This window comes from Brachybacterium sp. P6-10-X1, from assembly GCF_001969445.1.
GTDB lineage: Bacteria > Actinomycetota > Actinomycetes > Actinomycetales > Dermabacteraceae > Brachybacterium.
In genome coordinates, this window is the sequence record NZ_CP017297.1 from 3,227,260 (window position 1) to 3,250,480 (window position 23,221).

The 23,221-nt window shown below is 73.5% G+C and carries 16 protein-coding genes; 9 read left to right on the forward strand and 7 right to left on the reverse strand.

From position 1 onward, the window contains the following. Nucleotide 1 precedes the first annotated feature (1 nt). The 4 genes from BH708_RS14525 to BH708_RS14540 are packed head-to-tail and all read left to right on the forward strand — an operon-like array spanning nucleotide 2 to nucleotide 7,354. Nucleotides 2–1,180 (forward strand): glycosyltransferase family 4 protein, encoded by a 1,179-nt coding sequence (locus BH708_RS14525; RefSeq protein ID WP_076809761.1) that lies wholly within the window; start codon nucleotides 2–4, stop codon nucleotides 1,178–1,180. Then, nucleotides 1,177–3,195 carry an ABC transporter ATP-binding protein gene (locus BH708_RS14530; protein WP_253705344.1) on the forward strand — a complete coding sequence of 673 codons (2,019 nt, stop codon included), beginning with the start codon at nucleotides 1,177–1,179 and terminating at the stop codon, nucleotides 3,193–3,195. Before BH708_RS14525 ends, BH708_RS14530 begins: the two co-directional genes overlap by 4 nt. Next, entirely contained in the window at nucleotides 3,192–5,903 is a 2,712-nt protein-coding gene (locus BH708_RS14535) for a phosphotransferase (protein WP_076809764.1), read from the forward strand. Before BH708_RS14530 ends, BH708_RS14535 begins: the two co-directional genes overlap by 4 nt. Further along, nucleotides 5,900–7,354, forward strand: a complete 1,455-nt coding sequence (locus BH708_RS14540; RefSeq protein ID WP_216639476.1) for a UDP-glucose/GDP-mannose dehydrogenase family protein — start codon at nucleotides 5,900–5,902, stop codon at nucleotides 7,352–7,354. The genes BH708_RS14535 and BH708_RS14540 overlap by 4 nt, the downstream gene beginning before the upstream one ends. A gap of 271 nt (nucleotides 7,355–7,625) precedes the next feature. On the opposite strand, the gene BH708_RS14545 is transcribed toward BH708_RS14540, so the two are convergent. The 5 genes from BH708_RS14545 to BH708_RS14565 form a co-directional block, all read right to left on the reverse strand. Beyond that, the gene (locus BH708_RS14545; protein WP_076809766.1) at nucleotides 7,626–8,450 is read right to left on the reverse strand and encodes a hypothetical protein; all 825 of its coding nucleotides are present in this window, start codon (nucleotides 8,448–8,450) and stop codon (nucleotides 7,626–7,628) included. Nucleotides 8,451–9,027: 577 nt separating this feature from the next. Next, nucleotides 9,028–12,219: a YhgE/Pip domain-containing protein gene (locus BH708_RS14550; RefSeq protein WP_083713624.1), complete on the reverse strand. Its 3,192-nt coding sequence runs from the start codon at nucleotides 12,217–12,219 to the stop codon at nucleotides 9,028–9,030. Between the two features lie 283 nt (nucleotides 12,220–12,502). Continuing rightward, nucleotides 12,503–13,453 carry a tRNA glutamyl-Q(34) synthetase GluQRS gene (gene gluQRS / locus BH708_RS14555; RefSeq protein ID WP_076809768.1) on the reverse strand — a complete coding sequence of 317 codons (951 nt, stop codon included), beginning with the start codon at nucleotides 13,451–13,453 and terminating at the stop codon, nucleotides 12,503–12,505. A gap of 11 nt (nucleotides 13,454–13,464) precedes the next feature. Beyond that, the gene (locus BH708_RS14560) at nucleotides 13,465–14,007 is read right to left on the reverse strand and encodes a GNAT family N-acetyltransferase (protein WP_172805762.1); all 543 of its coding nucleotides are present in this window, start codon (nucleotides 14,005–14,007) and stop codon (nucleotides 13,465–13,467) included. A 103-nt stretch (nucleotides 14,008–14,110) separates the two neighbouring features. After that, on the reverse strand, nucleotides 14,111–14,896 hold the full coding sequence (locus tag BH708_RS14565; protein ID WP_076809772.1) for a hypothetical protein: 786 nt from the start codon (nucleotides 14,894–14,896) through the stop codon (nucleotides 14,111–14,113). Nucleotides 14,897–15,123: 227 nt separating this feature from the next. On the opposite strand from BH708_RS14565, the gene BH708_RS14570 reads away from it, so the two are divergent. Next, nucleotides 15,124–15,660 (forward strand): peptidylprolyl isomerase, encoded by a 537-nt coding sequence (locus BH708_RS14570; protein WP_076809773.1) that lies wholly within the window; start codon nucleotides 15,124–15,126, stop codon nucleotides 15,658–15,660. Nucleotides 15,661–15,769: 109 nt separating this feature from the next. On the opposite strand, the gene BH708_RS14575 is transcribed toward BH708_RS14570, so the two are convergent. Continuing rightward, entirely contained in the window at nucleotides 15,770–17,974 is a 2,205-nt protein-coding gene (locus BH708_RS14575; RefSeq protein WP_253705345.1) for an MMPL family transporter, read from the reverse strand. Nucleotides 17,975–18,127: 153 nt separating this feature from the next. On the opposite strand from BH708_RS14575, the gene BH708_RS14580 reads away from it, so the two are divergent. Continuing rightward, nucleotides 18,128–19,282 (forward strand): DNA glycosylase AlkZ-like family protein, encoded by a 1,155-nt coding sequence (locus BH708_RS14580; protein ID WP_076809775.1) that lies wholly within the window; start codon nucleotides 18,128–18,130, stop codon nucleotides 19,280–19,282. Nucleotides 19,283–19,351: 69 nt separating this feature from the next. Continuing rightward, complete coding sequence (locus tag BH708_RS14585) at nucleotides 19,352–20,266, forward strand: rhomboid family intramembrane serine protease (protein ID WP_076809778.1); 915 nt, start codon at nucleotides 19,352–19,354, stop codon at nucleotides 20,264–20,266. A 786-nt stretch (nucleotides 20,267–21,052) separates the two neighbouring features. Here BH708_RS14585 and BH708_RS14590 read toward each other — a convergent pair. Next, nucleotides 21,053–21,682, reverse strand: a complete 630-nt coding sequence (locus tag BH708_RS14590) for a pyroglutamyl-peptidase I (RefSeq protein WP_076809780.1) — start codon at nucleotides 21,680–21,682, stop codon at nucleotides 21,053–21,055. Between the two features lie 151 nt (nucleotides 21,683–21,833). On the opposite strand from BH708_RS14590, the gene BH708_RS14595 reads away from it, so the two are divergent. Both BH708_RS14595 and BH708_RS14600 read left to right on the forward strand, forming a co-directional pair. Beyond that, nucleotides 21,834–22,334 (forward strand): Hsp20/alpha crystallin family protein, encoded by a 501-nt coding sequence (locus tag BH708_RS14595; RefSeq protein ID WP_076809783.1) that lies wholly within the window; start codon nucleotides 21,834–21,836, stop codon nucleotides 22,332–22,334. Between the two features lie 137 nt (nucleotides 22,335–22,471). After that, on the forward strand, nucleotides 22,472–23,134 hold the full coding sequence (locus BH708_RS14600; RefSeq protein ID WP_076809785.1) for a GNAT family N-acetyltransferase: 663 nt from the start codon (nucleotides 22,472–22,474) through the stop codon (nucleotides 23,132–23,134). Nucleotides 23,135–23,221 lie beyond the last annotated feature (87 nt).

Here is a 23,221-nt window from a genome sequence, read left to right on the forward strand (position 1 = left end):
CATGCGCATCGCGTACATCCTGCTCGATCCCGGCATCGGGGTCTTCGGCACCAAGGGCGCCTCCGTCCACGTCCAGGAGGTCGTCCGGGCGCTGCGGGCCGACGGCCACCAGGTGACCGTGTTCTGCACCCGCACCGACGACCACGTGCCCGCCGATCTCGCCGACCTCGAGGTGCGTCGCCACCGCCTGCCCCGGGGGAGCGGCGCCGAGCGCGAGCGCGCAGTGGCCGAGGCCGCCGCGGAGATCGCCGCCGAGATCGCGGCCGACGGCTTCGACCTCGCCTACGAGCGCTACTCGCTGTTCTCCGACGCCCTGGCCCGCCTCACCCGCCTCCCCGGACCCGCCTCCGCCGCCCCGATCCCCACGATCCTCGAGGTCAACGCCCCGCTGATCGAGGAGCAGCGCCGACACCGCCACCTGCACGACGAGCCCGCCGCGCAGACGGCCACCCGCGCCCAGCTGCGGACCGCCCACGTGGTCTCCTGCGTCTCCGAGCCCGTGGCCGCATGGGCCCGCGGCCAGGGCGCGAACCCCGAGCGCGTCGTCGTCACCCCCAACGGGGTCAACACCGCCCGGATCACCCCGCGTCGGCGGGCCCCGTCGGCCGCGGCCGAGGTTCCGGAGGCCGCCGCGCTCCCCGTGACCGTCGGCTTCGTCGGCACCCTGAAGCCCTGGCACGGCACCGACCTGCTGCTGCAGGCCTTCGCCCGCACCCGGGCCGACCTGCGCCTGGACATCTGCGGGACCGGCCCCCAGCAGCCCGAGCTCGAACAGCTCGCCGCACACCTCGGGATCACCGACCGCGTCACCTTCCGCGGCGCCGTCGCCCCCGAGCACGTCCCCGAGGTGCTGGCCGGTCTCGACCTCGCCACCGCCCCGTACCCGGCCGGCGAGCACTACTTCTCCCCGCTGAAGGTCTACGAGTACCTCGCCGCGGGACTGCCCGTGATCGCCTCCGCGATCGGCACCATCCCCGAGGTGCTGCGCCAGGGGGAGCTCGGTGTGCTCGTCGCGCCGGGGGATGTGGACGCTCTCGCGGCGGCGCTCGACGAGCTCGCCGCCGACCCCGCCCGCCGCTCCCGTCTGGGGCGCGCCGCGCGGGAGGCCGCGGTCGCCGAACACGACTGGCGCAGCCGCTGCCGAGCCCTGCTGGATCTCGCCCGGATGCCGGTCTCATGAGCGCCGCCGCCCGCCCCACGAAGGACCGCATCGATCCGTCGGCCCTGCGCCGCACCCTGCGGATCGTCCGGCCCCACCTGCCGCGTCACCTGCTGCTGTGCCTGCTGGGCCTGGTCGCGCTGCTCGCGGACGTGGTCTTCCGCGTGCTCGAGCCCTGGCCGCTGAAGTTCGCGATCGACGCCGTGTCCGCGTCGCTGGGCGCCTCCCTGCCCGACGTCACCCCCTTCGGCCTCGACCTCACCGAGACGGTGATCGCCGCGGCCCTGGCCCTCGTGGTGATCATCGCGGGCCGCGCGGGCACGAACTACCTCTCCACCGTCGCCTTCGCGAAGGTCGGGGCCCGGATCGCCACCGAGCTGCGCACCCGCGTCTTCGACCACGTCCAGGCCCTGTCCCTGCGCTACCACCAGAGGGCCTCCATCGGGGACACCTCCCAGCGCCTGGTGGGGGACATGGGCCGCCTGCAGGACGTCGCCGTCACCGCGGGCCTCCCGCTGGTGGGCAACGTGATCACCCTCGTGGTGCTGATGGCGGTGATGATGATCCTGGAACCGACGCTGGCCGCGATCGTGGTGGTGGCCGCGATCGGATACCTGCTGCTCTCGCGCAGCTCCTCCCCGGACATCGTCACCGCTTCCCGCAGCACCCGCAAGGGTGAGGGGTCCCTGGTGGGAGCGGCCGCCGAAGCGCTCGCCGCGATCCGCGTGGTGCAGTCCTACGGGCTGGAGAAGACCGTCGCCCACGAGTTCGCCGACGGCAACGAGAAGGCGATGAAGGCCGGGGTGACGGCCAAGCGCCTGGCGGCCGGACTGGAGCGCTCCACCGACGTGCTGGTGGGCATCGCCCAGGCCGCCGTGCTGGTCGCGGGTTCGCTGCAGGTGCTGCGCGGCTCCATGACCCCCGGCGACCTGGTGCTGTTCATGATGTACCTGAAGATCGCGATGAAGCCGCTGCGCGACATGGCCAAGTACACCGGCCGCATCGCCCGTGCCACCGCCTCCGGCGAACGGATCGCGGACCTGCTCGACGAGCGCGTCGAGATCGAGGACCCGAGCGATCCCGTGCCGCTGCGCGGAGCCCCGGGCACCGTCTCCTTCTGCGGGATCCGCTCCCGCGACGGGCACGGTCGGCCCCTGTTCGAGGGCCTGGACCTGACGATCCCCGCCGGTCAGCACCTGGGCATCCTCGGCCCCTCCGGCGGCGGGAAGTCCACGCTGGTCTCCTACCTGATCCGTCTCGCCGAGCCCGAGGACGGCACGATCCTCGTCGGCGGGCACGACACCCGCACCGTCACCCTCGAGGACCTGCGCCGGCACGTCTCCGTCCTGCCCCAGGAGTCCGTGCTGTTCTCCGTCTCCGTGCGGGAGAACATCCGCTACGGCCGCCAGGACGCCACCGATGCCGAGATCGAGGAGGCCGCCCGTCGAGCCGGGGCGCACGCCTTCATCACCGGCCTCCCGCAGGGCTACGACACCGAGCTCGGCCACCGCGGAGACACCCTCTCCGGCGGCCAGCGTCAGCGCATCGCGATCGCCCGCGCCCTCATCCGACGCTCGCCCGTGGTGGTGCTCGACGAGCCCACCACCGGCCTCGACCCCGCCTCGAGGGCCCAGGTGGGCGAGTCCCTGCGGGAGCTCGCCCGCTCGCGGACCACCATCTCCATCACCCACGACGTCGGTGCCGTCGAGGGCCTGGACCGCGTGCTCTGGCTGGAGGACGGCGCCATCCGCGAGGACGGCAGCCCCGCCGAGCTCGCCGCCGACCCCGACTCGCACTACGCCCGCTGGCTCCTCCAGCAGCGCGCCGCCGAGGAGGGCGCCGAGGACGAGCTCGACGTCGACGGGGACCCGGAGGCCCGGGGCCCGGAGGCCCGGGACTCGGAGGGGCGGGCCCCGGAGGCGCGGGGCCCGGAGAGGCGGGACCCGGAGAGGCGGGACCCGGAGGCGCGAGACCCGGAGACCGAGGACGTCTGGCAGCTGGGCACCCCGATCCTGCCGAGGGAGGTGCGGGCATGACCACCACGAACCGTCCGCCCGTCCTGGACCCGACCGCGCTGCTGGCCGCCTACACCGACCTGCCCGGCGCCGGGACGCTGCTGGACGCCGCCTCCCTGGCCGCCGTGCACGGCCACCCGCTCACCCTGACCCGCGCCCGCCTCAAGCCCGGCGCCAGCGCCCTGGTCTCGCACCACCGGACCGAGGCCGCGTCGGCCGGCCAGGCGTCAGCTCCCGGCCACGCGCTGTCCGACGTCGGCTGGACGCTGTTGATCGCCTCGCGCGACAAGCGGGACGGCGCGCTGCGCCGCGCCGCCCGCTCCGGGGTCCCGCTCACCCAGCACCCGAGCCCCGCCGGCGGTCCCTACCTGCTCAGCGGCGGCCTCGAGGCCGATCCGCGGATCGGCCGCACGGGGCACCGGGTGCTCAGCTCCCTCGGCCCCGCGGGCCCCCGCGATACCGCCGGTCGCCACGACACTGCCGGCTGCCACGACACTGCGGGCCCCCACGACGCTGCCGGCTGTCACGACACTGCCGGCCGCCGCGACGCTGCCGGGCGCCACGTCTCCGCGGGGAACGCCGAGTCCGCCGGATCCGCTGACGGGGACGCACCGCGCGTGCTGAGCTTCAACCCCGCCCGCCACGCCGTCCTGCACCTGCCGGGATCCGGCCAGGTGCTGCGCCTGGCCGCGCGGGACCTGGACGGCATCATGGAGGTCACCCGGTCCTGGCTCGCCCTCGGGGTGCCCACTCTCGAGCAGCGTCCCTGGCGCGGGAAGTCCTCGGTGCTGATCGGTGAGCACTGGGGGGACGGCGACCTCGCCCACCACGCCCGCCACGACCAGGCCGTGCCCGCCGCGGCCGCGACCGGTGCGGCCCTCGCCCGCCTCCACGGCGCCGCGCTCGCCGCCGACGACCTGCCCGAGGCACGCCTCGGCGCCCCCGTGCCCGCGGCCCTGGAGGCGATCACGCAGCTGCTGCCCGGCAGCGCCGGCGCGACCGGCCGCCTCACCCGGCAGCTGCGGGGTCGGCTTCCCACTCGTCCTCGGCACGGCCTGATCCACGGCGATCTCACACCGGACCAGGTGCTGGTGAGCCTCGATCCGTCGGCCGGCCCGTCGATCGCGCCGTCGGCCGACCCGTCGATCGTGCCGTCGGCCGACCCGTCGCCCGCGCAGATCCGGATCATCGATCTCGACCGCTCCGGCCGGGGCCCGCTGGGCGCGGACCTCGGATCGTGGCTCGCCTCCTGCCTGGTGACCCACACCGAGGAGCTGGCCCGAGCCTTCCTGGACGGGTACGCCCGGGAGGGGCACGTGCCCGTCCCGGAGGAGCTGGCGGTCTGGACCGCACGGGCCCTCGTGGCCGCCGCGGCCGACCCGATCCGTCGGTTCCACCCCGACTGGCCCGTCGCCGTCGCACGCCGACTGGAGCTGGCCGAGGAGATCCTCGCCGCCCCCGAGATGCTCCCGCTGCCGAGGGCGGCCGCCGCCGGCCCCGCACCGCTCGTTCCCGCGCAGGTCGTGGCGGGCGGCGCCGTCTGGGAGGTGGCGCGGGCCTGGCCCGACGACGGACGCGGCCTGCCGCTCGAACTGCGCCGCGACGGCGGCTCGAGCGAGAGCGGGTCGACCGGGCGGGGATCGACCGCGGGTGGGCCTGCCACGGGTGATCCGGCGGAGGGCGACTCGGCCGGTGCGGAGCAGCTCCACGGAGCCCGGCTGGACCCCGTCACCGGCACCGCCACCGTCTTCGCGGCCGGAACGGACCCGCGCCTGCCCGGCCTGGCCCGCTGCCTCGCCGCGCACCCGGAGGGTCATATCGTCTCCCACCGGCCCGGCAAACGCGCCGTGCTCCGGATCGGGAACCCGGGGGATCCCGAGGGCGAGCGGTACGTGAAGATCGTCCGCCCCGGGCGCGCCGGCCGCCTCCACGACGCACTGACCCGCGCGAGCTCCTTCGACGGCCCGTTCCGCCTCCAGCGCGAGGTCGCCGCCGACGAGGAGTCCAGCACCACCGCGGCCCTGGCCGGGACCACCCTGCACGAGACGCTCCCGAGCGTGGACGGCACCTGGCGACGCGCCTGGCGCGACACGCTCCTAGCCTGGGCCGAAGCGCTCGCCGTCGCCCCGGCCCCCGTCGGCGGAGCCGCGATCCACGGCCCCGCCGAGGAGATCGCCGTGCTGGAGACCTGGCACGAGCGGGCCGCCGACGTCGACCCGGCCGGGGCCGCCGTGCGCGAGCGGGCGCTCGGCTCGGCCCGGCGCGAGCTGTCCCGGCTCGAGATCCCGCCCCGGCCCGTGCTGATCCACCGCGACCTCCACGACAAGCAGATCCTCCACGCGCCGGGCCTGGCCCCCGGGCTGCTCGACGTGGACACCGCCGCGATCGGTGACCCCGCCCTGGACCTCGCCAACCTGCGCGCCCATGCGAGCTGGCGCGAGAGACAGCGGATCTGGGGCCCCGAGCACGCCCGGATCGCGCGCGAGGAGATCGACGCCGCCGCCCTGCGCGGCCGGATCCCCGCCGCGACCCTCGCCGCCTACGAGGCCGGCACCCTCGCCCGCCTGGCCTGCGTCTACGCCTTCCGACCCCGCTGGCGCGACCTCGCACGATCCCTCGCCGCCGACCTGGTGCCCGTCCCCGGGGACGGCGCGAGCATCCCCGAGGAGCGAGAGCGCATCCCCGACGACCCTTCGACCACCCCCGATGAGAGGACCGTGACGTCATGACCCTGAAGATCACCGTGATCGGGATCGGCTACCTCGGAGCCGTCCACGCCGCCAGCATGGCCCAGCTCGGCCACGAGGTTGTCGGCCTGGACGTCGACCCCCAGCGGGTCGCCGCCCTGCAGGCCGGCCGCGCCCCCTTCCACGAGCCCGGTTTCGCGGAGCTGCTGGGGCGCGGGCTGGCCAGCGGGCGCCTGCGCTTCACCACCGACTACGACGAGCTGGCCCACGCCGACGTGCACTTCCTGGGGCTCGGCACCCCGCAGCGCGCCGACGGCTTCGGCGCCGATCTCAGCCACCTGCGCTCCGCCGTCGCCTCCCTGGCCGCCGTGCTGCCGGCGCGCGATGGAGCCACCACCCTCGTGGTCGGCAAATCCACCGTCCCCGCCGGCACCAGCCGAGAACTCGCCGCCACGATCGAGCAGGTGCCGGGGGCACGCCTGATGTGGAACCCCGAGTTCCTCCGCGAGGGCTTCGCCGTCCAGGACACCCTGACCCCGGACCGGCTCGTCTACGGCATCCCGGACCCGGACGTCGCCGACGAGCGGGTCGCCCTGCTCGATGCCGTCTACGCCCCGATCCTCGAGCACGGGGTGACCCGGCTGGTGATGGGGTACGAGGCCGCCGAGCTGGTGAAGGTCTCCGCCAACGCCTTCCTGGCCACCAAGATCTCCTTCATCAACGCCGTGGCGGAGATGTGCGAGGCCACCGGGGCGGACGTCACCGACGTCGCCCGGGCGCTCGGCATGGACGACCGCATCGGCAGCAAGTTCCTGCGTGCCGGGGTGGGCTACGGCGGAGGCTGCCTGCCCAAGGACCTCCGCGCCTTCCTCGCCAGCGCCGAGGAGCGCGGGGTCGGCGAGGCGTTCGGGTTCCTGCGCGAGGTCGACACCGTCAACGAGCGGCGCCGCGCCCGCGTGGTCACGCTCGCCGAGCAGACGCTGGGCGAGCTGGACGGTCGCCGCATCACGGTGCTCGGCGCGGCCTTCAAGCCCGACAGCGACGACGTGCGCGACTCCCCGGCCCTGGACGTCGCCGCCCGGCTGCTGGAAGCCGGCGCCGACGTGCGCGTCACCGACCCGGAGGCCCTGGCCGGGGCAACCCGACGCCTGGGCGAGGACCGCGTGGTCGCAGGGACCGACGACGCCCTGACCGGGGCGGAGCTGGTGGTGCTGCTGACCGAGTGGCGCCAGTACCGCGACCTCGATCCGGCGGTCGCTGCCGAGCTCGTCGCCGCGCCCCGGATGATCGACGGCCGCAACGTCCTGGACCCGCGGCAGTGGCGCGAGGCCGGCTGGGAGATCCGCAGCCTCGGCCGGGCACCGCTGCCACGTGGCGTGTCCTCCCCGCGCGCGACGCCACGCCCGGCCGGGCATCGGCTCGTCGCCGACGCTGCACCGACGCCAGGAGGAGATTCCTCCCGGGCCGGGCGGCGGCAGCTCGTGCGCAGCTGAGCGCCCGGGTGGCACCGGCACAGCCCGCAGGTGACACCGGTGCGGACCCCGGGGTCCCGGCGCGGGCCTGAGGGGGCATCGGTGCGGGCCTCAGGGGGCACCGGCGCGGGCCCAGGGGTCCCGGAGCAGGCCGGACGCGGAGAGTCGTCGGGAACTGGCGTCACCGCGTGCACGCTGCCCATATCGCCAGGACGCACGCTGTGACGCCAGTACCCGACCACCCGGGGCAGGGAGTTCGGCGGGGAGGGGAACGGCAGCAGGCGAAGGTGACTCATCGTGAGGGTGCCCGTCGATGGTCGCGTCGGCGCAGCACGGCCAGCAGATGGCCCCTCGTCACCGGCCACTGGAGGAAGACCTGTTCCCAGGTCAGACGGGTCACCACGTATCCCAGCGAGCGCAGCCGCAGGTCGCGGGCCCGATCTCGATGAAACTGCGCCATCGAGTCGTGATACCGCACGCTGTCGCACTCGATGATCCAGCTGCGTCCCACCAGAAGGTCCACGCGGCCCACGCCCTCGATCAGCACCTGGGGGGTGACCGAGACGGTCAGCGACTCCAGCCACCACCGGACAGCCGTCTCGGTGCCGGATTCGGCGAGCGGGCTGACGCGTCCGAGGGGCGTGCGCAGATGCCGGGGCAGACGCGACAGGCACTCCTGGACGGCGTGCATCGTGAGATCGTGCCGATGGAGAGCGGATTCGAACAGGATCGCCGCCTCCGGGATCGGCAGGCATCGTGCGGCATGCTCGAGGGCGAGGGACAGCTCCGCCACAGGATCGGTGTCCGGCCAGCTGCGCAGACCCGTCCCGTGAGGGACGAGCTCGGCCACCGACCCGATGACCTGCGCATCGCGCGGTCTGTAGACATGGGTCCCGGAATGCAGCGGTATCCACAGCCCGTGGTGCGCCGCCGCGGTCAGGCAGGTGGCGCGTAGGCCGAGCTCAAGGATCGGGAGCAGGTCCGCAGGCGCCTCCGCCGTGACGTACCAGGTGCCGACACGACGGATATGCCCCTGCCGAAGCAGTCGGCGTCGATCCGCGTCGGAGATCCCGACGGACGGCAGCCCCGAACGATGGATGATTCCAGGAATCCTCATCGGGGCAGTCCATCGAACAGGATGCCGGCGCGGGCCAGGACGGCACCAGATGTGGAGGGCTGCACGGTGGGGAGGATGGGTTCAACGGCGGGGCGGGGCCGCTGGTGGGGTGGGGCCGCTGGTGGGGTGGGGCAGAGGCGGGCCCGGAGTGGGGCAGATCCTGGGGGCAGGTCCCCGGGGCAGGTCCCGGGGGCAGGTCTCCGGGGCAGGTCCCGGGGCACGTCCGTGGGGGCAGGCCGCTGGGGCGGGGCATGGTCGAGTACTGGCTACATAGCGGATGCCTTGGCGATATAGCCAGGAAGCCCGCCATGGCGCCAGTACCCGACCGCGAGCAGGGCGGCCAGAGGTCAGGCCCTCTCGGGCTCGGGATCGTCGAGGCAATTGGTGCCCTGTGTACCCGCTGTGCCCTGTGTGCCTTCTGTACCCGCTGTGCCCTGTGTGCCTTCTGTACCCGCTGTGCCCTGTGTGCCTTCTGTACCCGCTGTGCCCTCGGTGCCCTCTGAGCCCTCGGCGCCGCCGGTGTTGAGGTGCGTATCCCTGCCCGAGGCTCCACCACCCCCTGCCCCGCGGGGCCCGCCTATCTCGTCGGCCCATCGCCGGGGCCCTCCGCCCGCAGCGCCCCCCGCCGCTGCACCACCGCTCCGATCAGCCCCAGCGCGACGCCGAGCACCAGCCAGCCGCCGAGCCACAGCAGGTCGCCCCGCGGATCGATCCAGCCCCCGCCGATCGCGCCGCGGAAGGCGTCCACGGCATGGGTCATCGGCAGGAAGGGATGGATGGCCTGGAAGAACGGCGGCAGGGTAGCCACCGGATAGGTGCCGCCCGCCCCGGAGATCTGCAGGGCGATCAGCACCAGCGCCACGAACTTCCCCACCGGTCCGAACAGAGCCCCGAACCCGTGGTTCAGCGCCACGAACACCAAGGACGTGACGGCGGACAGGGCGAACATCAGCGGGAGGTCCTGGACGGTGATGCCCACGGCCCAGTGGAGGGCCGCGACCGCGATCGCGGACTGCACCAGGCCCAGCAGGAAGGCCGGGACCAGACCGCCGGCCAGCAGCCGCACCGGGCCCGCCCCGCGGGCGGCGGCCTGCTCGGAGAACGGCGGCATCATCAGGAAGATCGCCATGCCGCCCACCCACAGGCTGATCGCGAGGAACAGCGGCGCCAGACCCTCGCCGAAGCGCCCCACGCCGTGCTCGCGCTGCAGATCCATCTGCACCGCGTCGGAGGCGGTCTGCGAGAGGTGCTCGTTCTCGGCGTCGGTGTAGGAGGGGACCTGCTCCTCGGCGTCCTCGAGGCCGTCGCGCAGCTCCGCGGAGCCGTCGGCCAGTTGGCCCGCGCCCTCGTCGAGGTCCTGCGCGCCGTCGTCGAGCTCGCGGGCGCCCTCGTCGAGCTGCCGGGTGCCGTCGACGGCTTCGTCCGTGCCCGTCTCGAGCTGTCCCGCGCCGTCGGCGAGCCGTCCGGCCCCCGACCGGGCATCGGCCGTGCCGTCCACGAGCTGGTCGGCTCCCGTGCCGAGCTGCTCGGTCCCGGCGGCGAGCTCCTCGGCGCCGCTGCGGGCGGTGCCGACGCCGTCGGTGTACTGGTCCACGCCGGAGGCCAGGTCGGAGGCGCCGCTGCTCGCGGACCCGGTGGCGGCCGCGAGCTGCTCCGCCCCGGTGGAGAGGTCCTGGGCGCCGGAGTTCAGCCGATGGATGTCCGTGGCGCCCTGCTCGAGGGAGGAGTAGGCCTCGGGCAGCGCCTCCGCTGCGGTGCGGGCCTGATCGGCCAGCTCCGCGGCCAGCTCGGCGGCCGAGGCGTCCTGCGAGGCTCCGGGCGCGGCCGCCACGGCATCCTCCCGCACGGCGGCGAGGTCCGAGTCCAGGCTCGAGGCGTCCTCGGCGAGGGAGCCGGTGGTCCCGGCCACCTGGGACGTGCCGTCGGCGAGCGTCGAGGTCGTGGTCGAGAGGTCCTCGAGGTAGGTGCCGATGTCCCCGGCCGACGACGAGATCCGGTCCGCGGTGCCCGAGACGTCGGTGGACATGTCCGCGGCCTCCCCGGCGGCGGTGTCGGCCGTGGTCGCGTCGGACTCGGCGGCATCGGCGTCGTCCCGCGTGGCCTGCGAGCTCCCGGAGAGCTGCGTGAGCTCCTCGCACAGGGCCGGATCGGCCCCGCCCGCGGCATCGTCCTCGCCACCTCCGTCGCCGGCGTCCCCGCCGTTCCCGCCGCCGTCGGCGCAGTACCGGGACGCGAGGTCGTCGACCGTGGAGGTGTACTCCCGGACGCCGTCGGCGGACGTCGCGGCGCTGTCCGCGGCGGTCCTGGTGGCGTCCTGCGTGCCCTGCACCGCCCCGTCGAGCTCGTCGACGTCGGCGGAGATGCTCCCGGCGTCCTCCTGGAGGGTCCCGGCGTCCTCGGCACGCTGCGCGGTGTCGTCGGCGAGCTGCTGCGCGGCGTCGTCGACCCCGGTCGCGGTCTCGTCCAGCCGGTCGGCCGCCGCGGTAAGGGTGCCGGCGTCGGTCGCGGGCTGCTCGAGCCGGTCGGCGGCCGCGGTGGCGGCGCCCTCGAGCTCGTCGATCGCGGTGGTCAGGTCGTCGCTGGTGTTCTGGACGCTCTCGGAGTTCACGCCGAGCTCGTCCAGGCGCTGCTGGGCGGCGGCGACGGTCTCGTCGAGCTGCTCGGTCCCGCCGGCGACCTGGCTCGCCCCGGTCGAGAGGTCCGAGGCGCCCGAGGCGATCTCGCCGGTGCCCGCGGCGAGCTCGGAGGCACCGGCCTGCAGGGGTCGGCCCTTCTCGTCGAGCGTGACCAGCCCCGCGCTGAGCTGCTCTGCGCCGGTGTCGAGCTGAGCGGCGCCGTCGCGGAGCTCCACCGCGCCGGCGGCGAGCTGGTCCAGTCCCACCACCAGGTCGAGGCTGCCCTGGTGCAGCTGCGAGGCGCCCGCCGAGAGCTGCTCGGAACCGTCGACCAGCTGGGCGGTGCCGTCGGTGAGCTCCCCGGTGCCGTCGACCAGGTCACCGGTGCCGTCGGCGAGCTCGGCGGAGCCGTCCGCCAGCTCGGTTGAGCCGTCGACCGCGTCGGCGATGCCGTCGTGGATCGTGGTGAAGCCGACGTAGACGTTGCTGAGATAGTCCTCGAGCACGCTCGCCCGCAGGGTGTCGGTCAGCGCCGTGCCCACCGACTTGGTGAAGTTGCCGCCCACGTAGTTGACCGAGTCGTTGGTGGTGACTGTCAGCAGCGCGGGCGCGGCGTCCTCGGCGTCGCCGCCGAGCGAGGCCACGTTCGCGGAGAAGTCCGAGGGGATCTCCACGGTCGCCCCGTAGGTGCCGTCCTCGAGTCCCTGCCGGGCCTCGGCGGGGGAGACCTCGACGAAGTCGTAGACGGTCTCCTTGTCCATGTCCACCAGAGTGTCGGTGAACTCGGCGCCCACGTCGATGTGGCTCTCGTCGCTGCTGTCGGTCCCTCCGGGCGTCGTCACGGTGGCGCCTTCGTCCTCGTCGACCACGGCGGCCGTGACCCGGTCGAGGTTGTTGCTGGGGTCCAGGAAGGACCACGTCATGTTGCCGGAGTAGATCAGCGGCACCAGGGCGAGGCCCACGACGAACAGTGCCGCGATCGGCTTCTTCCACTCGCCCGGCAGCAGGGCGATGGCCCCGGAGCCGGCCGCGCGCAGGCCACGGCCGACGGCGGCGAGGCCGTCGCCGAGACGGCGCGCGCCGGCGCCGAGCCCGGACCGGACGGCGCGGAGCACGGAGGAGAAGATGGTCAGGAGTGCGCGGAGGATTTCCATCACGCCTCACACGATACACTCATGTATCGAGTTGTGTTACTCATGAGTAGCAAGTGTGGCGCGAGGAACGGCGCGGCGGTCAGCCGGGATGCCGGGGTTGCGGCGACCGGAGTGCCGTGCGCGACGTTCCGGGGAGGAGCTCGGCGCGACGCGCCGGTCGGTTCCACCGATGCGTGTCGTTTCCGGGTCGGATCGGTGGACCCGGCACGCTCGGGCTGCGTGTCGTGATGGTTCGTCGGGCCCCGACGCTCCGGGCGGGTCCGCCGGGGGTGGTCGAACTGCCTCAGGTGGGCAGGTCCACCACCCAGGGCTCCGACGCCGGGGACCCCGGGGAAAGGGACGCGGGCTCCCAGCGCTCCAGCACGTCCGCGGCGGTGCGGCAGTCGGGCAGCCCCAGCGAGTCCCCGATGCGCCCGACGATCTCCGCGACGGACTCGCCGCGCTCGCGCCGTTCGCGCAGCGTGACCGCGCCGTCCCGCTTGGCCAGCCGTGCCCCGGCGGTGTTCACCGCGAGGGGGACATGGGCGTAGCCGGGTTCGGGCAGTCCCAGCAGGTGCGCCAGGTGCGCTTGACGGGGTGCGGAGCTGAGCAGGTCGTCGGCCCGGGTCACCTGGTCCACCCCGGCGGCGGCATCGTCGACGACGACCGCGAGGTTGTAGGCCACCACCCCGTCGCCCCGGCGCAGCACCAGATCGTCGACCGCGCCCGTGACCGTGCCGGCCCACAGGTCCTCGACGGTCCACTCGGGGACTTCGGCGCGCAGGCGCAGAGCCGGTTCCCGCTGCAGCTGGCGCATCCGCGCGCGGCCGGCTGTGCGCTGGGTGGAGGTGAGATCGCGGCAGGTGCCGGGGTAGGCGCCCGGCGGGGCGTGCGGAGCGCTCGGCGCGTCCTGGATCTCGCGGCGGGTGCAGTAGCACTCGAACACCAGGCCTCGATCGACCAGTCTGTCGATGGCCGCGTCATGGGCAACGCCGCGATCGGACTGCCGCACCACCTCGCCGTCCCAGTCCAGACCGAGGGCGGCGAGATCCGCCAGCTGCCGTTGCTCGGAGCCCTCCTGCACACGATCGAGGTCCTCGACGCGCAGGTGGAAGGAACGTCCGGTGCGGCGTGCCAGCGCCCAGGCCAGGATCGCGGTGCGCAGGTTTCCCAGGTGCAGGTCACCGCTGGGAGAAGGAGCGTAGCGTCCGGCGCCGGCACTCGGGGAAGGGGGCGAGAGGGACCGGGTGTCCATGGCGCCCGAGTCTAGGTGGTGCTCCGCCGCGACAGCGGTGCGTCGGGCGGGCGGATCAGCAGCACGTCGCGCGGCCGATCGCCGGGGACGGGCCGGTCCGGCGGGGCGGGGGAGAAGCCCAGCCGAGCGGCGAGGGCGCGGGAGGGAAGGTTCTCGGCAGCCGTCACGGCGAGCACTTCGTGATGGCGGGCTCCGAGCGCGGGGCGGGCGAGCACGGCGCTCATCGCTTCGGTGGCGAGGCCGTGACCTGTCGCCGCAGGGTCCAGGCGCCAGTACGCGCTGAGGGCCTGCTCGCCCGTGAGCGGGGTGAGTCCGACGACGCCCAGCAGGGGCCGGCGTCCGTCTCCCGTCGCTCGGGGGCGCACCGTGAGGTACCCGGTCCCGTGACGGCGCCAGCTGTCGATCCACTGTCCGAGCACCCAGCGCATCTGCGCGAGCTCGGTGAGCGGCTCGGTGAGGTCCTCGGCGAAGGCGCGGGGGTCCGCATGCAGGTCGAACAGCTCCGCGAGGTCGGCCGAGGAGACGGGCGCCAGCCGGAGCCGGGGCGTGATCACGGGCGAGAGCGCAGACAGAGACACGGCGCGGCGATCACCGTCGGAGGACGGGATCGCCGCGCCGTGCACGGGATGCTGCGGGCTCAGAGCGCCGGGACGGAGCTCAGGAGTCGCCGCGGTGGGTTCCGCGCTTCTCGTCGTCGCTCGCGGCGGCCTCGTCCGCATCCGAGTCGACCTTGACCTCCTTGGGCTCCGTGTCCGAGGAACGGTCGTCGCCCTTCAGGGACTGGGCCACGTCCCCGGCGTCGGCCGAGCCGACGGTGTCGGAGACGGTGGAGGAGTCCGCGTCGGAGGAGGCGGAGGCCGGGTAGTGCGCACGGGCGAAGTCCGCGGGCGGCGCCCACGGGTCCTCGACCGGGCGGGTCTTCTGCCAGGCGATGTAGCCCGCAGCAGCACCGGCGGCGGCCAGTCCGACGACGAGCAGCAGCTTGCCGGCGCGACTCTTCTTCTTGGCCGGCTCCGGCTGCAGGGCGGCGGCCTTGATGTCGCCCTGGCCCTTGTCGAGCTCCTGGCGGGCCGCGTCGACGGCGGCCTTGAGGACGGAGCCGGTGGTCTCGGCGGTCTTGCGGGCGCGCGGGAGGTAATCGTCCTGCACGTCCTGCTTGAACTTGTCGGCGCGCGGGCCGAAGGACGAGGACAGCTCGGAGAGCTTCTCGCCCTGCTGACGGAACCGCTCCTCGACGCCCGGGCCGTACTGATCGACCAGATCGGTCGCGCGCGAACGGGCCTCGCGGGCACCCTCGGACACGACCGGGCCGACGGTCGCGGCGAGCTTCTGCAGCTCCTCGACGGCCTTCTCGGCACGCTGCCCGGTCGAACCGGCAGCCTCGGCGGTCTTCTGGGCCTGCTTCTTGGCCTTCTTGGTCTCACGCTTGGAGGTCAGCGCCATGAGGTTCCCCTTTCGGTCGAATCCGTCGGGTCGGGCCGACGGTGGTCCCTGGGTCGGGGCATCCCGGAGGATGACGCGACCCGTGTGGGACAACTCTAACGCGACCGAGTATGGGTGCTCCTCGGACAATGGTCAGGTTCGCTCCCTGCCGAACGGTCGGCTCCGGCCGACGGGTCGCCGGAGTGTGCCGATGCCGCGCGCGAGGTCGTCTGTGCGAAGATTGCGCCATGTTCGCAACTCTGCACACCAATCGCGGGGACATCCGTCTCGAGCTGTTCCCCGACCATGCCCCCAAGACCGTCGACAACTTCGTGGGCCTCGCCGAGGGCACCCGCGAGTTCACCGACGCCGAGAGCGGCGAGAAGGTCACCCGCCCGTTCTACGACGGCGTGGTATTCCACCGTGTGATCTCCGGCTTCATGCTCCAGACCGGCGACCCGCTGGGCACGGGCACCGGCGGTCCCGGCTACTCCTTCGACGACGAGATCTCCGAGAAGAACTTCAACGAGCCCTACGTGCTGGCCATGGCCAACGCCGGCAAGCGCATGAACGCCATCACCGGCAAGCCCGCGGGCACCAACGGGTCGCAGTTCTTCATCACCGTCGGCCCCACCCCGCATCTGCAGGGCAAGCACACCGTCTTCGGTCAGGTCGTCGACGAGGACTCCAAGAAGGTCGTCGACGAGATCGGCGTCACCAAGACCGACATGCGCGACCGTCCTCTCGAGGACATCGTCATCGAGAAGGTCACCGTCGAGAAGTGACCCGGCGTCGGCCGCGCTCGCGCTGAGCGAGCGGCCGGCTTCGCGGGAAGAACCGCCCGTCCCTCCTGCCGAGGGCCGGGCGGTTCTGCGTGCGGCGGGGCTCCGCCGGTCAGGCGCGGTGTGCGGCGGCCGGACGCGAGGGCCACCACATGCGGTCCCCGATCAGGGCGAACAGCGCCGGCACCAGCACGGTGCGCACCACCAGGGTGTCCAGCAGCACGCCGAGGCCCACGATCAGACCCAGCTGGCCGAGCACCACCAGGGGCAGCACCCCGAGAGCGGCGAACACGGCGGCCAGCACCACGCCGGCGCTGGTGATGACCACGCCGGTGGAGCCGACGGCCCGCACCATGCCCTGCGTCGTCCCGTGGGTCGCGGCCTCGTGGCGGGCGCGGTGGACCAGGAAGATCGTGTAGTCCACACCGAGGGCCACCAGGAACAGGAAGGCCAGCAGCGGCACCGTCACATCCAGCGCGGGGATGTCGAACAGGAGCCGGCCGGCCCACAGCCCCAGACCGATCGCGGCCACGGAGCTCGCGACGTTCACCGTCAGCAGCACCAGGGGTGCGACCACGGCCCGCAGCAGAGCGATCAGCACCAGCAGCACCACCGCGAGGATCATCGGCGCCACCACCAGCAGGTCCCGGGCGGAGTCCGCGCGGACGTCCAAGGCGCTCGCCGTGGTCCCGCCCACCAGGGCGTCCGCCCCGGGCAGCGCATGCAGGGCATCGCGCAGGCCCTCGACCTCGTCGATCGCGGCCGGGGACTCCGGCTCGGCCGTGCCCACCGCGGAGAGCACGGCCCAGCCGTGCGGGGTGGTGCCGGTGACCGAGGCCCGGTCGATGCCCGGCACCGTCTCCGCGGTCTCCACGGCGGCGTCGGACGCCTCCTCGCGCACCACGATCCGGTGCGGGGCGCTCTCCCCCGCGCCGTAGTGCTCGGCCATCGCGGCGAATCCGATGGAGGATTCGTTCGAGGAGGCGAACTGCTCATCCTGCGACAGCCCCACGCGGGTGCCGATCAGGCCCGTGGCCAGCACGCCCAGCAGCATCACCGAGACGATGACGGCGACGGCCGGACGACGGGTGACGGTGCGGGCGACGGCCGCGAACGGCCCGTGCTCTGCGTCGTTCCGACGGTCGGCGGCGTTCTCGGTGTTCTCCGCCCGGGGCACGAAGGGCCAGAAGACCTTCCGGCCCACGACGGCGAGCAGGGCGGTGAGCGGGAACAGCACCGCCGTCAGCGCCACCAGCAGGCCGGCCGCAGCGGCGATCCCGAGCCCGCGGGTGGCGGGCATGACCGCGAACAGGAGGGTCATCAGCGCCAGCACCACGGTCACGTTGGAGGCGATGATCGCAGGGGCGGTGCGCCTCCACGCGGTGGCCAGGGCGGCGCGGTGGTCGGTGGTCCCGTGCAGCTCCTCGCGGTAGCGGGAGATCAGCAGCAGCGCGTAGTTGGTGCCCGCGCCGAACACCAGGACGCTGATCACGCCCGCGTCGAACGCCAGGGAGAACTGCTCGCCGAGCATCGAGGTGAGGGCGCCCGCGGCGCCGTCGGCGAGGGCGACGACGGACAGCGGCACCAGCCACAGGATGGGGGAGCGGTAGGTCAGCAGGAGCAGCACGGCCACCACGGCGATGGTCACCGCCAGCAGCGTGAAGTTCGCGCCGGAGAAGGCACCGCGGATGTCGGAGCCGACGGCGGGACCGCCCGTGACCGACACGGTCAGCTGCGCCGGGGCGGATTCGTCGGCCGCGGTGCGCAGATCGGCGATCATCGCGTCGACCGCGTCGTCGTCGGCCTCGGAATCGACCGTGGTCATCACCAGGTCGGCCTCGCCGTCCTCGGCAGGCATGGGGCCGACGGCGTCGCGGCCTGAGACCTCGGCGAGGTCTGCGCGCAGCGTCTCGATCGCGCTGGTGTCGTCGGCCGTCAGCTCGGCGCCGTCGTCGCGGGTGACCACGGCGAACACCGGCTGATACCGGTTGTCCTCCATGCTGTCCGCGATCGCGGCGGCGCGCGAGGACTCCGACGCGCCGGGCAGGGCGTCCATGCCGGCGGCGGGGCCGGCGCCGCGCAGACCTCCCGCCATGGCGACCAGCAGCGCGACGAAGACGGCGAGCATCACCCAGGCCGAGCGGCGGCCCGTCAGGGCGGCGGCGATCCGGATGCCGGCACGGTCGAAGGGGCCGGGCGGATCCTCGGCCCCGGTGGGCTCCGGGGCGGCGTCCTTGAGGCGACCGTCGGCCGACGGGTCGGTGGGGGCGGGGTCGACGGCCCGGTGACGGCCGGTGGTGCGGGTGGGTGCGGGCACGGTGGGTCCTTCGTGAGAAAACCGCTGGTGGCGGCAGGGGATACGGTCCCCGGACGGGGGTGCTTCTCACGCTATGGAGGTCGGGCCGGCCCCGGATCAACCGATCGATGTATTCGCCGGTGGGGCGTCGGTGGTGCTGGTTACGCTCGGTCCATGACGCAGCGACATCTGGCCGGTGCCCGGATCCTCGCCCAGGGCTTGGTGGGGCCGTCGCGCTTCGCGGGCCCGACGGAGGCCGCCCGGGCCTTCGGGGCGCACCAGGGCCAGGACCTGGCCGGGGTGATGGCCTCCCTCGCGCTGCGCACCGGCGGAGACCTCGAGGGGGTGCTCGCGGCCTTCGACCGCGGGGGGATCGTGCGCGGCTACCCCATGCGCGGCACGGTGTTCGCCGTCGCCGCCGACACGCTCGCCTGGCTCACCGAGCTGTGCGCCGCCGCCCCGCTGCGAGCGGCGATCTCCCGGCGCGGACAGCTCGACCTGGCCGAGCACCATGTGGGCCGAGCCCGCGAGGTGCTCGAGGAGATCGCGACAGAGCATTCGAGACCGGGCAGCGGCCGCGGGGTGCTGCGCAAGGACCTGCTCGCGGCGTGGGACGCGGCCGGGATCGACACCGGGCAGGGCCGCGGCTACCACCTGCTCAGCGAGCTGATCTCCGTCGGCGTCGCCGCCTACGGACCGTGGCGGGAGGGGGAGACCGCGATCGTGCTGGCGCGGAGCTGGCTGCCGACGGGCAGCGACCTCGACGGGACCTTCGGCGGGGACGAGACCGCGGCGGCCGGCGAGCTCGCCCGACGGTACTTCCTCAGCCACGGGCCGGCGGGGGAGCGGGACCTCGCCTGGTGGTCGAAGCTGCCGCTGCGCACGATCCGCGCCGCGCTGCCGCGGATCACCGACCAGCTCGAGACCGGCTACGCCGACCGCGACGGCAGGCTCCACACCACCGCCGCCGCGGCCCGCGGCGGCGATGGCGAGCAGCTGTGGTGGCGACCGGGGCTCGTCCAGGAGTACGCCGCCGCGGAGAAGGAGACCATGCGGGAACTGCTGCTGCCGGGGTTCGACGAGCTCGTGCTCGGCTATCGCGACCGGCTCTACCTGATGGACGAGGCCCGGCACCGCGCGCTCGTGCCCGGCAACAACGGGATCTTCAAGCGCTCCGCGATCCGTCGCGGCGAGATGGTCGGCACCTGGACACGTACCGGCACGGCGGGGCGGCGCCGGCTCGTCCTGTCCGCCGAGCGGCCGATCAGCGACCCGCAGCGCCGACGGTTCGAGAAGCTCTTCGCCGCTTTCCCGTACGCCGCGCCCTGAGCGAGGCGTCGCGCTCCTCGCCGCCCGGGGCCCGGCGCCGGCCCAGCTCCCCATGGTGGAATGGCCCCCATGGAACGCCCCAGCTACGGCTACAGCGCCGAGGACCACCCGGAGCAGCAGGCACCCCCCGTCTGCCCCCGGCACCCCGACCGGGTGAGCTATGTGCGCTGCAAGCGCTGCGACCGCCCGGCGTGCCCGGACTGCCAGCGGCCCACGTCCGTGGGCGTGCTGTGCGTGGACTGCGAACGGGAGATCAGCAAGCAGCAGGCCGCCTCGCGCCCGCGCAACGCGATGGGCGGCGGGATGGGCCGTGGCAAGCCCGTGGTCACCTACACGGTGATGGGCCTGTGCGTGCTCGCCTACCTCGGCCAGATGGCAGTGCCCGCGATCGTCTACGGGCTGGGCCTGTTCGTGCCCGGGTACGCGATGGCCATGCCCTGGACGTTCCTGACCGCCGGTTTCCTGCACGGCGGGATCATGCACCTGCTGCTGAACATGTACGCGCTGTACGTCGTGGGCCAGTACCTCGAACCGACGATGGGCCATGCGCGGTTCGCCGGCGTCTACGTCACGTCCCTGCTGGGCGGGCACACCGCCGTCTACCTGATCGCCGATCCCATGAGCCAGGCCTGGTACTCCGGCACCCTCGGCGCCAGCGGTGGCGTGTTCGGCCTGTTCGCGGCGATGTTCATCGTGAACAGACGCCTGGGCGGGCAGACGGCGCAGATCGTCGTGCTGATCGCCCTGAACCTCGTCATCACCTTCACGTTCCCCAACATCTCCTGGCAGGGGCACCTGGGCGGACTCGTGGTCGGCGGCCTCCTGACGGCGGCCCTGTTCGCCCTGCGCCCCAAGGCCGCCCCCGGCGCCGACCGGCAGGCCCTGGCCAAGCGTTCGGCGCTGCTGCACGCCGGGGCCATCGCCGCCATGGTGCTGCTGTGCCTGGTGCTGATCGTCGTCAAGACCCTGACCCTCCCGGCCTGAGCAGAGTTCCTCCGAGCCGAGAGGCCGCCCTGCGGTCCGAGGCATCGCTTCCACCGGCCCCGGATGCCCCGTCCGCCGGCCCCGGATGCCGCTTCCACGGGGCCGAGGCACCGCCTCCGCGGGTCTGAGATGCCCGTTCTGCGGACCCGCGATGCCGCGTCCCCGGATCGCGATGCCGCCCACCGCCGCCTCGGCGGGATCTCGCACACCGTCGCCGACGTGAATGACACCGGTGTGACTATCCCCAGTTGTGGACGGAATTGGGGACGAAGAGCGATCGGCGGGGGACGATCAGGGACTTGCTGTGGATAACCGAGGATTCGTTGTGGACAGAAGGTGGGTGCGGTGGACCGACAGCCCGACGCATCACGACGTGAGCGCAGACGGTGCACCGGCTCCTGGCCAGCGCGTCCTCTCTGGCCGGCCCGTTCCGGAGGACGCGGGTCGGGCAGGCCCCAGGCGTCACGAAACTTTCATGACCTGGGGTGACGGCGAGGTCTTCGCGGCGCAGCAGTGTGGGGGAGCCGAGGTGACTGATCGGTCAGCAGACACCCCGGACCCCTGACATCCGACACGCCGTCCACATCGCCCGTACCTGCGAAACTACAAGTCTGTCATTCGTCCCCGTCTGTGGACAACATTGTGGATAACGTCTGGATCCAGGCGTCGAGACGGTGTTGACAGACCGTCACGGTGGATAGTGAGAGCCGATGTGCACAGTGTTCGTGCACCCCCGTGGACGTCTGCGCGGGAGTCTGCTACGGGTGCTGCGGCTCGGAGCCGGAGTCAGTGCTCGGTGCCACCGGCCCGCTCGAGATCGGTCGGCGTGTCCAGGGCGACCCTCACCAAGAGGGCCAGGGCCCGTGAGGCGGTGACGGCATCGATCACCTCGGCCGCGGGCACGTGGACGAAGCCTCCGCGGATGCCGGTCAGGCTCGTGTCGGCCGCGAGCAGGTGCTGGAGACGGTAGAAGACGTCGTTGCACACGTAGGTGCCCGCCGTCTGCGAGACGGAGCCGGGGACGCCCTCTTCCGACAGGGCCGCGACCATCGCCTTGATCGGCAGGACGGTGAAGTGTCCGACCGGGCCGCCGGGCACCACGGGTTCGTCGACGGGAGAGGCGCCGGCATTGTCGGGGATCCGGGCATCGCGCACGTTGATCGCCACCCGCTCGGGGGTGATGCCGCGGCGTCCGGCGGCGAGTCCCACGGCGACGACGAGCCGCGGATGATGCTCCCGCACGGCGCCCGCGAGCAGGTCCCCGGCGCGGCCGAACTCGACCGGCAGCTCGACCGCGGCCACCACGAGCCCGTGCTCGCGCAGCTGCGGCGCCGCGCCGCGCACGGCCTCCCAGGACTCGTTCGTGGCGGCCCCCGCGAAGGGCTCGAACCCGGTCAGCAGCACGTCGATCGCCATGGACTCCACTGTAGGGGCGGCGCACCCCAGCCGTGACGCACAAGACATGAGTCTTTGACGCTCAACTTTGGAATACGGTGGTGACTCAGGGAGTTGGACCCGGTGTCAGCGCCTCGACGGCGCCACCCCAGAGCACACCAGGAGGACACCCATGGCTCGCACCCTCAGCCCCTTCCACGAGGTCGACCGACTCTTCTCGGACCTCGCCCGCACCCCGGCCTCGGTCGGCATGCCGATGGACCTCTACCGTGACGGCGACGCCTTCACGGCGGAGATCGACCTGCCGGGCGTCGACCCGTCCAGCATCGATGTCGACGTCGAGGACCGCACCCTGACCATCCGCGCCGAGCGCCCGGTCCCCGCCGCCGACGGAGAGGGAGCACGCGCCTGGCTCGCCCGGGAGCGCCCGTCGGGCACCTTCGCCCGTCAACTCACCCTGGGCAGCCGCGTCGCCCTCGACAAGATCGACGCGAGCTACACTGATGGCGTTCTGCGGCTGAGCATCCCGATGGCCGAGGAGGCCAAGCCCCGCAAGATTGCCGTCTCCCATGCCGAGCGCTCGGCATCGGCCGGGGAGCAGCAGGAGACGCGAGAGGCGTCCGCGGCACCCGAGGATGCCGGATCGCGCGTCCCGGTCGCTGCCGGGGCCTGACCCCGCGCCCCGCAATCGCGGAGCGCACCATCGACCGGAGGGGTCGGCCGCTGCGGCGGCCGGCCCCTCCGTCCATCTCCTGCCGCGGCCGACGAAAACCGCGTGCCCGCGGCGAGCCCGCTCTCTACCCTGGGGCGATGACCGCCTTCGCCCCGTTCTCCACCGTGCACCCGCCCTTCGGCCTCGTCATCACGGCCGGGGACCTCACCCTGCGTCCGCTCGCCGACGCGGACCTGCCGGAGTACGCCGCGCTGATCCGTCGGCCGATCTTCGCCGACCCCGACTCCCCGCACGTGTTCGGCTGGTACCGCCATGACCCCGACACCCGGGTGCGGGAGGCGCTGCGCTTCCAGTGGCGGCTGCGCGCCGAGCTGACCGCCGAGCAGTGGACGATGCCGCTGGGGATCTGGGCCGACGGGCGCCTCATCGGGTGCCAGGACATCGCCGCGCACCGCTTCGCCGAACGCCGCACCGTCACCTCGGGCTCCTGGCTCACGCGCGACGCGCACGGGAAGGGCTGGGGCACGCTCATGCGCCAGGCGATGCTGACCGTCGCCTTCGACCACCTGGGAGCACAGCGTGCCGAGTCGGCCGCCGTGATGGGCAACGACGCCTCCTTCGCCGTCTCGCGCCGCTGCGGCTACGCGGACAACGGCACCCAGATGTCCACCGAGCCCGGCCCGGCCGTGCTCCAACAGCGCTTCCTGCTGACCCCCGAGCAGTTCCGGCGGCCGGAGGTGCCGGTGGAGGTCGAGGGCGTCACCGCGGAGCTGCTGGCGCTGCTCGGCGCCTCGTCGTGACATCCACCGGCGCGGGGCGAGCACGCAGGAGCCGTGTGAACGGCTCGTTGCTCGCCCAGCGCCAGTGGATACGACGGCGCGGGAGAG